Below are 9,787 nucleotides of genomic sequence, written 5' to 3'. Positions count from 1 at the left end.
CGGGCTGAACAAACCGTTGCCTGACCCGTATTTGAAGGCCGCGCGGCTGCTGGGCGTTCCCGCCGAGCTGTGTGTGGCGGTCGAGGATTCGCCTACCGGGACGGCTTCGGCGGTCGCGGCTGGGTGTCTGGTCGTTGTGGTGCCGTGTGATGTGCCGGTGGCGGCGGGGGAGCGGCGGTTGCTTCGCGACTCCCTGGTGGGATTCGGTCCGGAGGCTCTGCGCGCGCTGCGTTGACCATCGTGTCGATCAGATACGCCAGCGCCACCGGGTCGTCGACCGTCTCGGGGGCGGCGTCGGGCGTCGCGCGGCGCAGTTCCGTCCACCCCACATAGGCGGAGTAGGTGACCACGGCCTGGAGGCGAGCGCGCTCAGGTCGTAGGCCCGCGTCCGTGTAGGCCTGGGTCAGGAAGTCGATCCGGCGGGCTGTCACCCGGTTCAGCACCGGCGCCACGATCGGGTCGTCCGCGTGGGCCACCAGTGCGGGCTCCAGGCCCTCGGTCGGGTCTTCGGACAACGCGACGAAGAACAGCGTGCGCAGCCGCTCGTGCGGGTCGGTGATGTGTCCGACCCGGTCGATGACCGACGTGGTGCCCTCGTGCTCCCACCAGTCCAAGGCGGCGCGGAGCAGGTCGGCGCGGGTCTCGAAGTGCCAGTAGAAGCTGCCCCGGGTCACGCCGAGGGCGTTGGCGATGGGGTCGACGGCGACCGCTGTCACCCCGCCGGTGGCCAGGGCGCCGAGCGCCGCTGTGATCCAGTCGGCACGGCTCAGTCTGGGCTTCGGCACGGGCGTACAGTACTGTACGGAAGTCCATACAGTGCTGTATGGACGACGGAGGGGAGTGGCTCATGATGGTGCTCGGAGGTATCGCCGCGACCGTGTTGATGCTGGTGGGGGCCATTCACGTGGTGTGGATGTTCAGCCAGTGGCCGGTGCGCACGCGCGCGGAATTCGCCCGGAAAGTGGTGGGCGTGGAGGCTGACGATCTGCCGAACCGGTTCCTGACGGCGCTCGTGGCGATCGCGCTGTTCGCGGCGGCCTACCTGGTCGCCGCGCGCGCCGGGATCGTCGGCGTGATCGGTCCGCGGTGGGCTACGCCGGTGGGCACGGCGACCGTGGCGGCGGTGCTCCTGTTCCGCGGGGTGGCCGGTTTCATCACTTCGGCGCGCAAGGACACCGAGTTCACCTACTGGGATCTGCGGGTGTACGCACCGCTCTGCGTCGCGCTCGGCGGGGCCTGTCTGGCCGTCGCAGTGGGCACGACCGGGTGACCTCGGTCCCCTTGTTGCCTGCGTCCGGGGTGGGGATGGAAGGATCGTCGCTCGTGAAGACGTTCGACGAACTGTTCGCCGAACTCAGCGAACGGGCGAAGACCCGGCCTGAGGGCTCGGGAACGGTCGCGGCGCTGGACGCCGGTGTGCACGCGCAAGGCAAGAAGGTCCTCGAAGAGGCGGGCGAGGTGTGGATCGCCGCCGAACACGAGACCGACGACGAGCTGGCGGAGGAAGTGTCGCAACTCCTCTACCGGGTGCAGGTCCTGATGATCGGCCGGGGCCTGACGCTGGAAGACGTCTACCGACATCTGTGACCGGTAGGCCGTCACCGCACCCTCGATCCCAGGAGTTCTCCCATGCTGCGCGTCGCAGTACCGAACAAAGGGGCGCTGGCTGTCGCCGCGTCCGAGATGCTCACCGAAGCCGGCTACCGGCAGCGCCACGAGTCCCGTGACCTGACCGTCATCGACCCGGCCAACGAGGTGGAGTTCTTCTTCCTCCGCCCGAAGGACATCGCGATCTACGTCGGCTCCGGTGAGCTCGACCTCGGCATCACCGGCCGCGACCTGTCCCTCGACTCCCGCGCGCCGGTCATCGAGAAGCTCGCGCTCGGCTTCGGCGGCTCCACCTTCCGCTACGCCGCCCCCGCGGGCCGCGACTGGAAGGTCGGCGACCTCGACGGCAAGCGGCTGGCCACGTCGTACCCGAACCTGGTCATCGACGACCTCGCCCGGCACGGCGTGACCGCCGACGTCATCCGCCTCGACGGGGCCGTCGAGATCTCCATCCAGCTCGGCCTGGCCGACGCGGTCGCCGACGTCGTCGGCTCGGGCCGCACGCTGCGCCAGCACAACCTGGTGGCCTTCGGGGACGCCATCTGCGTCTCCGAGGCCATCCTCGTGCAGCGGGCCACCGCGGAGCCCTCACCGGCCCGCGACCAGCTCGCGGCGCGGCTGCAGGGTGTGGTGTTCGCGCAGCAGTACATGATGCTCGACTACGACTGCCACCGGTCGCTGCTCGAAGCGGCCATCGAGATCACCCCCGGCCTGGAGTCGCCCACGGTGGCCCCACTGGCCAGCGCGAACTGGGTCGCCGTGCGCGCCATGGTCCCGCGCAAGGAGGTCAACGCGATCATGGACCGGCTCGCCGCCCTCGGCGCCAAGGCCGTCCTCGCGTCCGACATCCGGGCCTGCAGGCTCTAGCGGGGCTTGATCAGCAGCGCCTGAGCACCACGGGCGAGGGGACCGCGGCGGTCGTGCAGGACGGTGAAAGCCGTCCCGACGCCGTGGTCCCCGACCTCGGTGTGGGCGTCCATCCCGATCCACTCGCCCTCGGGCTGCCTGCGCAAGTGGACGGTCAACTCGGTGTTGATGAAGTACCAGCGGCGCGGGTCGAGCAGACTTGAGACCCCATTGCCGGAGTCGGCGAGGACCAACAGGCGCTGCAGCCCGGTGGGTTCCTCACCTTTGACCAACGCCACCCGCTGCCGCGCCCACACCGTCGCGGGACCGGGCTCGGCGAGGGACCCGTTGAGCGCCCGCATCTCCATCGCGTCGAGATAGCCGCCTCCCCACCCCTCGGGCCTGCCCAGGGGGACGCCTTCCGCTGGTGCTTTCAGCGGTGCTCCGTCCTCGGTTCGCACCGACTCGGAGTCCGATGTGGTCATTCGCCACGCCCGCGCCCTCGCCACGACCCGGTCGCTCGCGGTCATCTCCGCTGCCAGTAGTTCGACGGACTTGCCTGGGCGTTCGACGGTCGCGTCGACATGGACTGTCGCCAGTGGCAGGGGACCGAGGATCTCCACGGTGATACGGGCGATCATCGATGGCTGCTCCGGGGTCTGCGCCGCGGGGAGGGCTTCCATCGCACGCGCGAGCAGGGCAGCAGGGGGGCCGAAGTGTTGGCTGTCGGGTGACCACGGGCCTGCGGTGTGCTCTGTGGACTCGAAGCTGTTGTCCTTCAGCGGTAGGTAGAACGCCATCGGGCCGCCTCTTTGTGGGTGGTGCACCTTCGGGTGGTTGGGCTTGATTCGGGGACCCCTGAGATGGCCCTGCGGGTCGAGAAGGTGGGGAAAGGGAGCCCCGACCCCCGCGAGGGTAGGGCCATCTCCGCCCCGAATAAAGCCCAACCGCCCGAAGCTGCAGTAGATGGGTTGGCTCGCCTCAGGCATCGGGTCGCGTCCCCAGCGAGCGCGGCGAGGAAGTCCACAGTTCCTCAACCGGCCCCAAAACGCAAAGGGGCAGAACCGAACGGCTTGCAGATCGCGCCGGCATCCCACCACCGCCGCAAACGCAAGGGGCAGAACCGGACCACCCAAACAGGCTCAGTCAGCCCGTTCCAAGATCGTCTCATCCCCCGAGTCCGGTTCCGGCCAACCCGGATAAGCCGGTGGCGTCCCCCCAAACGCCGGACAGATCGCCTGATGTGAGCACCAGTCGCACAGTTTGGTCTTGTTCGGCCGGAAATCGCCGGTCGGCGCGGCGCGCAGGATGGCCGTCCAGATCGCGTCGAGGGTGCGTTCGAAACGCGACAGTTCGGCTTCGTCCGGGGTATACGCGAGGGACTGGCGGTCCGCCAGGTACATCAGCCGCAGCTGGCGGGGGACCACGCCCCTGAGCCGCCACAGCGCCAGCGCGTAGAACTTCATCTGGAACAGCGCCTTCGCCTCGCCGATCTCGCGCGGGGCGACGCCCGTCTTGTAGTCGACCACCCGGATCTCGCCGGTCGGCGCGACGTCGAGGCGGTCGATGTAGCCGCGCAGCAGCACCCCCGAGTCGAGTTCGGTCTCGACCAGCAGCTCGCACGCCTCGGGCTGCAGCCTTCGCGGGTCCTCCAGTTCGAAGTACCCGTCCACCAGGCCGCCCGCAGACTCCAGCCACGCCGCCAGCTGCTCCTCGACGCTCTCGCCGTCGAAGATCGCGGTCAGCCCCGGCTCCTCCGCCGAGAGCCGCTCCCAGGTCGGCGCGATCAGCGCGTGCGCCCGCTCCGGCTGCCGCTCATCGGCGGGCAGCGCGTAGAGCTGCTCCAGAACCGCGTGCACGACCGTGCCGCGGACCTGCGCCTTGGTCGGTGTCTCCGGCAGCCGGTCGACCGCGCGGAACCGGTAGAGCAGCGGGCATTGCTTGAAATCCCCCGCGCGCGACGGCGACAGCGCCGGGCGCCGGGGCGCCGCCTGCGGGTCGGGCGTCGAGCCCGGTTCGGTTCCTGGTCCGGAGAACATGCCCAGACCATAGTGTCGGGCACCGACAGTTCCGGTGAGGACGCCGAGCGTGTTCGGTGGCGATCACTGTGGCGATCACCGTGGCGATCACCGTGGTCACACACGCCGGGCCTAAGGTGTCCCAATGGCGAGCACCACGGCACCCCGCGCGCCCGGCGGCCTGCTCCTGTTCCGCTACAGCGGGGTCCCGGTCATCCTCGCGCCGTCGTGGTGGCTCGGCGCGGCCGCCGTGGTCGTCTTCTACACCCCGCTCGTCGGCAGGCTGCTGCCCGGCGCGACCATGCTCACCTCGGTGCTGCTGGCCACCGCCTTCGCCGTCCTGCTCGGGCTCTCGGTGCTCGCGCACGAACTCGGACACTGCGTGGTCGCGCTTCGCCTCGGTCTGCCCGTGCGCAGGCTTCGGCTGTTCCTGCTCGGCGGACTCTCCGAGATCGTCCGCACCCCCAGCAAACCCGGCCACGAAGGCGCGATCGCCGTCGCCGGGCCCGCGGTGTCGGTCGCGCTCGCCGCCGTGTTCGGCCTTGCCGCCGTCGTGATGCCCGCGTCCGGCCCGGTGTGGGTGCTGGTGCTGGAGTGCGCCTTCGCCAACACCGCCGTCGCCGTGTTCAACCTGCTGCCAGGCCTGCCCCTCGACGGCGGCCGGATGCTGCGCGCCGGTGTCTGGGCGCTCACCGGCAAGCGTGGCACCGGGACCCGGGCCGCGGTGATCGGCGGCTGGGCGGTCGCGGCCCTGCTCGTCCTGTGGGCGCTGTGGGGCCTGGCCACCGAGGCGCCGGACCGCTGGCTGCGCCTGGGGGTGTGCCTGCTCACCGCATGGTTCGTCGGCGCGGGCGCGGGCGGCGAACTCGCCCACGAGCGGCTGCGGACCTGGCCGCCGGGTCTGCGGCTCGCCGACCTGGTCCGTCCCATTCTGCAACTGCCCGCCGAGAGCCCGGTCGCCGACGCGCTCAGCGCTGCCGCGGGCCGAGGGGTCGTACTCGTGCGCGCCGACGGGGTCGCCGCGGGCCTGCTCGACGAGATCGCCGCCCGCGAACTGGCCGAGCGCACCCCGCACGCGCCCGCCGAACTCGCCGCCGAGCCGATCCGCCCGGAGTCGGTGCTGCTCGCAGCGGAATCGGGGGAGGACATCATCGACCGCGTCCACGAGACCGCCTCCTGGCAGTTCCTCGTCGTCGACGACGAGGGCCGCCCGAGCGGCGTGCTGCACCGCGACGATCTCCGCGCCGCCCTCGACCGAGGGGTTGACTGACCGGCCCGGTTCCCCTTCTGCGACCATCTCTCGTTGGTTCACAGCAGGACGGAAGCGAGGCGTCGGTGTCGGCACGCAAGGTCAGCGGTCCCTTCGAGGCAGGGGACCGGGTTCAGCTCACCGACCCCAAGGGCAGGCACTACACCCTGGTCCTCGAGACGGGCGAGAAGTACCACACCCACCGCGGCGCGCTCGCCCACGACGACATCATCGGCCGGCCTGAGGGGTCCGTCGTCAGCTCCGCGGCAGGCACGTCCTACCTGGCGCTGCGCCCGCTGCTGTCGGACTACGTGCTGTCGATGCCGCGCGGCGCGCAGGTGATCTACCCGAAGGACGCCGCCCAGATCGTCATGCAGGGCGACATGTTCCCGGGCGCGCGCGTGCTGGAGGCCGGGGCGGGCTCCGGCGCGCTGACCTGCTCGCTGCTTCGCGCGGTCGGCCCCACGGGAAGCGTCACGTCCTACGAGATCCGCCAGGACCACGCCGACCACGCCGAGCGCAACGTGGTCCAGTTCTACGGTGAGCACCCGGAGAACTGGACACTGACCGTGTCCGACCTGGCCGAGCACTCCGGCGAGGTCGACCGGGTCATCCTCGACATGCTGGCCCCGTGGGAGCAGCTCGGCGTGGTCGCGGAGAACCTCATCCCCGGCGGCGTGCTCGTTGTCTACGTGGCGACCACGACCCAGCTGTCCAAGGTCACCGAGGCCCTGCGCGAGCAGACCTGCTGGACCGAGCCGCAGGCCTGGGAGACGCTCATCCGGCCGTGGCACGTCGTCGGGTTGGCCGTGCGACCCGAGCACCGGATGATCGGGCACACCGCGTTCCTGCTGACCGCCCGCAGGCTCGCCGACGGCGTCGTCGCGCCACGCCCGCAGCGCCGCCCCAGCAAGGGCTGAGAAACGAGAAACCGGGTGGTCAGGGCATTCGCCCGGCCACCCGGTTTGTGGTCGAAGCGTCAGAGCGAGACGCACCAGCCCTTGGACTTCTTCTCCAACACGATCGGGAACTTGATCGGCGAGCTGCCCGCGATCACGACCTCGGTGTCGACCTTGCCGTTCTCGTCGCCGTAGAGCGTGGGCTCGCCGACCACCGTCACCTTGGCCTCGGCGCCGCCGTCGGTGACCGAGGTGTACATGATGCCGGGGTCGGTCCCGTCGCAGGTCAGCGCCTTGGCCGCGGCCTCATCCTTGGCGTTGACCGCGTCGGCGTACTTCTGGCCCGCGGCCGCGATGTCCGCGCCGCCGCCACCCGCGCCACCGCCGCCGGTGGACTTCTTGGTGGTGGTGGTGGTCGGCTCCTCGGAGGACTCGGTGGGCTCTTCCGTGGTGGTCTTCGGCTTCGGCTTGGCCGAGGTCGTGTCCGTCGTCGCCGTGTTGCTCGGCTTGTCGTCACCCTTGGTCAGGAAGTACACGCCCGCGCCCGCGCCACCGAGCACCAACAGCGCGATCGCGACGATCGCGACGATCTTGCCGGTGTTGCTCTTCGGCGGCACGCCACCCGGACCGTAGGCACCGTATTGCTGCTGCTGGGCGTAGGGATCCGGGGCGTTGTACGGGTCGTGGGGGACCTGGCCGTACTGCTGGGTCTGGTCGTAGCCCTGCGGCTGGCCCCACGCCTGCTGACCGGGCTGCGGCTGGCCGGGCTGACCGTATCCGGGCTGGCCGTGGGGCTGCTGCTGACCGTAGGGGTCGGGCTGGCCGTGCGGGTCTTGGCCGTACGGGCCGGGCTGCTGCGGTGGGTAGGTCATCTCCGGACCCGACTCCTCGGTTATTGGTGGAACACTCGTTGATGAATCGTCCGCCCTGAGAGCGGCGTTGCGGGTCGATCCTGATCAGGCGGGTTCTTCTCCACAGAACCGCCACGCGCCGTCTTCCTTGATGATCTTGATGCGGATGTGGGCGTCCTTGGGCTCGCCGGTCTCCGGGGTCAGCGCGAGGTCGATCTGCGCGGTGGCGACGGACCCCTTGACCTCGGGTTCGCCCTTCGCGGTGCCCTTGACCTCGAACTTGCTCAGCTTCGCCTCCAGTGAGGTCGTGTCGGTGCCGTACTTGTTCTTGTAGGCCTCGCACGCCTCGGCGGTGACCGCCGAGAAGTCTTTGTCCTGGTACGCGGCGATGTAGGCGTCCACGATCTCCTGGGGGGAGCCCGCGCCCGTGGGTTCCGCCTTGGGCTTCGTCGACTTCGTGTCCGTCGGCTGGTCGGTGCCGGACGGCTCGGGCTTCGCCGCAGAACTCGCGGGAGCGGACGCCGTGGGCTTGTCGTCGCCCTTGGTCAGGAAGAAGACGGCCGCGCCCGCGCCGCCCAGCAACAGCACGGCGATCGCGACGATGGCGACGATCTTGCCCGTGTTCTCCGGCGCGGGCGGCTCACCGCCGCCGGGATATCCACCGAGGCCCTGATAGGCGCTCTGGCCCGCGAAGGGGTCAGGCTGCTGCCCGTACGGCCCCTGCGGACCGTATGGGCCGGGCTGCTGCGGTGGGTAGGTCATGCTCGCCCCTGACTCCTCGTGCCTGCTTCGACTGCTTGCGTCGACTGCTTGCGTCGACTGCTTGCGTCGACTGCTTGCGTCGACTGCTTGCGTCGACTGCTTGCGTCGACAATGTTCTCTAGACGGCTTGGGGGCCGTCTCGTTCCCTTCGGAAGGTATCCCGTGAGGGTGACCTTCGTGGTATGTGCACCCTATTGGCCTCGCGGGTGGTATTGGCCCCTCGGGGACTCCGCCCGGACGCGATCGGATGACGAATCGGGAATGCTGACCCCGCGCGTCCTCCGCACGTCCGGAGTGGACCCGCCTGCGCCGTGACGTGGGAGTGTCCACATGGTGGCCAAATGGGGTTGCCAACGTGGCGCGCGGTTGGCGTAATACACCGACGCAACGTAGCGAGGTGACAGGCCTCCGAATGACCGGCTTGGTGGATCAAGTGCCGCCGAGTGGGTATTGCTGAGATGTGACACGCGGGTTCCGACAGCCGGAAGCTCTGTTGTTGTCGGTGATCGCCGGTACCGTAGAAGGTACGAGTTCGGGAGGAGGTGCCGACATGCAGCACGATCGTCCCGGCAGTCGGCCAGAAGAAGCCGACGATGAGCACGGTGACACGCCCGGCCAGCCAGAGGAGCGCGAGTCGCGCTCGGAGGCCGCGCAGATTCGATTCCTTGAAGAGGAAGTCTCCCTGCTGCGCCGGAAACTGACGGAATCGCCGCGGCATTCGCGGTTGCTTGAGCAACGGTTGGCCGAGGCGTCGGAGCGCGTGAGTCAGCTCACTGAGCGCAACGCCAAATTGGTCGACACGCTGCGTGAGGCGCGCAGCCAGTTGCTCGCGCTACGCGAGGAGGTCGATCGCCTAGCCCAGCCACCCAGTGGTTACGGCGTGTTCTTGACCGTGCACGACGACGGCACCGTCGACGTGTTCACCGCAGGTCGGCGGATGCGGGTCTCGGTCTCGCCCGCGGTCGAGGCGGACACGTTGCGCCGCGGCCAGTCGGTGCGGCTCAACGAGGCGCTGACGGTGGTCGAGGGCGGTGGCTACGAGCGCATCGGCGAGGTCTCGACGCTGCGTGAGCTGCTCACCGGGCTCGAGGACGAGAAGCCGAGCCGCGCGCTGGTCGTCGGGCACGCCGACGAGGAGCGAGTGGTCTGGCTGGCCGATCCGCTGCTGGACTCCCCGCTCAAGCCCGGCGACTCCCTGTTGGTCGACACCAAATCCGGCTACGCCTACGAACGGGTCCCCAAGGCCGAGGTCGAGGACCTCGTGCTCGAGGAGGTCCCGGACGTCGACTACTCCGACATCGGTGGCCTGTTCCGGCAGATCGAGCAGATCCGCGACGCCGTGGAGCTGCCCTTCCTGCACAAGGACCTGTTCGCCGAGTACGAGCTGCGCCCGCCCAAGGGTGTGCTGCTCTATGGCCCGCCCGGCTGTGGCAAGACGCTGATCGCGAAGGCGGTGGCGAATTCCCTGGCCAAGCAGATGGCGGCCCGCAAGGGCACGGAGAAGCACACCAGCTACTTCCTCAACATCAAAGGCCCGGAGCTGCTCAACAAGTA

At 69.6% G+C, this 9,787-nt stretch carries 11 protein-coding genes and 1 pseudogene; 7 read left to right on the top strand and 5 right to left on the bottom strand.

Going from position 1 to position 9,787, the window contains the following annotated elements:
- Nucleotides 1-235 (top strand): HAD-IA family hydrolase (locus ACRDSQ_RS17570; protein ID WP_431422501.1); only part of this gene is annotated, 235 nt, incomplete at its 5' end.
- A 391-nt stretch (nucleotides 236-626) separates the two neighbouring features.
- Here the strand turns inward: ACRDSQ_RS17570 and ACRDSQ_RS17565 are convergent.
- A pseudogene (locus ACRDSQ_RS17565) lies at nucleotides 627-785 on the bottom strand (TetR family transcriptional regulator); the annotation flags it as partial.
- Between the two features lie 98 nt (nucleotides 786-883).
- On the opposite strand from ACRDSQ_RS17565, the gene ACRDSQ_RS17560 reads away from it, so the two are divergent.
- From ACRDSQ_RS17560 to hisG, 3 genes are read left to right on the top strand one after another with little or no spacing between them, the layout of a single operon-like run.
- Nucleotides 884-1,270 carry a DUF3995 domain-containing protein gene (locus tag ACRDSQ_RS17560; RefSeq protein ID WP_431422504.1) on the top strand — a complete coding sequence of 129 codons (387 nt, stop codon included), beginning with the start codon at nucleotides 884-886 and terminating at the stop codon, nucleotides 1,268-1,270.
- Nucleotides 1,271-1,323: 53 nt separating this feature from the next.
- Nucleotides 1,324-1,587: a phosphoribosyl-ATP diphosphatase gene (locus ACRDSQ_RS17555; protein ID WP_091370230.1), complete on the top strand. Its 264-nt coding sequence runs from the start codon at nucleotides 1,324-1,326 to the stop codon at nucleotides 1,585-1,587.
- Between the two features lie 42 nt (nucleotides 1,588-1,629).
- Complete coding sequence (gene hisG, locus ACRDSQ_RS17550) at nucleotides 1,630-2,475, top strand: ATP phosphoribosyltransferase (RefSeq protein WP_431422498.1); 846 nt, start codon at nucleotides 1,630-1,632, stop codon at nucleotides 2,473-2,475.
- Here hisG and ACRDSQ_RS17545 read toward each other — a convergent pair.
- Both ACRDSQ_RS17545 and ACRDSQ_RS17540 read right to left on the bottom strand, forming a co-directional pair.
- On the bottom strand, nucleotides 2,472-3,254 hold the full coding sequence (locus ACRDSQ_RS17545; RefSeq protein WP_431422496.1) for a thioesterase family protein: 783 nt from the start codon (nucleotides 3,252-3,254) through the stop codon (nucleotides 2,472-2,474). The genes hisG and ACRDSQ_RS17545 overlap by 4 nt on opposite strands.
- 342 nt (nucleotides 3,255-3,596) lie before the next feature.
- Nucleotides 3,597-4,493: a RecB family exonuclease gene (locus tag ACRDSQ_RS17540; protein WP_431422494.1), complete on the bottom strand. Its 897-nt coding sequence runs from the start codon at nucleotides 4,491-4,493 to the stop codon at nucleotides 3,597-3,599.
- Nucleotides 4,494-4,617: 124 nt separating this feature from the next.
- Between ACRDSQ_RS17540 and ACRDSQ_RS17535 the strand changes: the two genes are divergently transcribed.
- Both ACRDSQ_RS17535 and ACRDSQ_RS17530 read left to right on the top strand, forming a co-directional pair.
- Complete coding sequence (locus ACRDSQ_RS17535) at nucleotides 4,618-5,742, top strand: site-2 protease family protein (protein ID WP_431422493.1); 1,125 nt, start codon at nucleotides 4,618-4,620, stop codon at nucleotides 5,740-5,742.
- A 65-nt stretch (nucleotides 5,743-5,807) separates the two neighbouring features.
- Nucleotides 5,808-6,641 carry a tRNA (adenine-N1)-methyltransferase gene (locus tag ACRDSQ_RS17530; protein WP_431422492.1) on the top strand — a complete coding sequence of 278 codons (834 nt, stop codon included), beginning with the start codon at nucleotides 5,808-5,810 and terminating at the stop codon, nucleotides 6,639-6,641.
- A gap of 59 nt (nucleotides 6,642-6,700) precedes the next feature.
- Here the strand turns inward: ACRDSQ_RS17530 and ACRDSQ_RS17525 are convergent, their stop codons facing one another.
- Both ACRDSQ_RS17525 and ACRDSQ_RS17520 read right to left on the bottom strand, forming a co-directional pair.
- Nucleotides 6,701-7,492 (bottom strand): hypothetical protein, encoded by a 792-nt coding sequence (locus tag ACRDSQ_RS17525; RefSeq protein ID WP_431422491.1) that lies wholly within the window; start codon nucleotides 7,490-7,492, stop codon nucleotides 6,701-6,703.
- A gap of 84 nt (nucleotides 7,493-7,576) precedes the next feature.
- Nucleotides 7,577-8,233 (bottom strand): hypothetical protein, encoded by a 657-nt coding sequence (locus tag ACRDSQ_RS17520; protein ID WP_431422489.1) that lies wholly within the window; start codon nucleotides 8,231-8,233, stop codon nucleotides 7,577-7,579.
- Between the two features lie 550 nt (nucleotides 8,234-8,783).
- Between ACRDSQ_RS17520 and ACRDSQ_RS17515 the strand changes: the two genes are divergently transcribed.
- Nucleotides 8,784-9,787, top strand: a 1,004-nt coding sequence (locus ACRDSQ_RS17515; protein ID WP_431422488.1) for an AAA family ATPase, incomplete at its 3' end; no start/stop codon positions are given.

Source organism: Actinokineospora sp. (assembly GCF_050699995.1).
Classification (GTDB): domain Bacteria; phylum Actinomycetota; class Actinomycetes; order Mycobacteriales; family Pseudonocardiaceae; genus Actinokineospora.
This window is presented reverse-complemented; position numbering and strand designations above follow the sequence as displayed.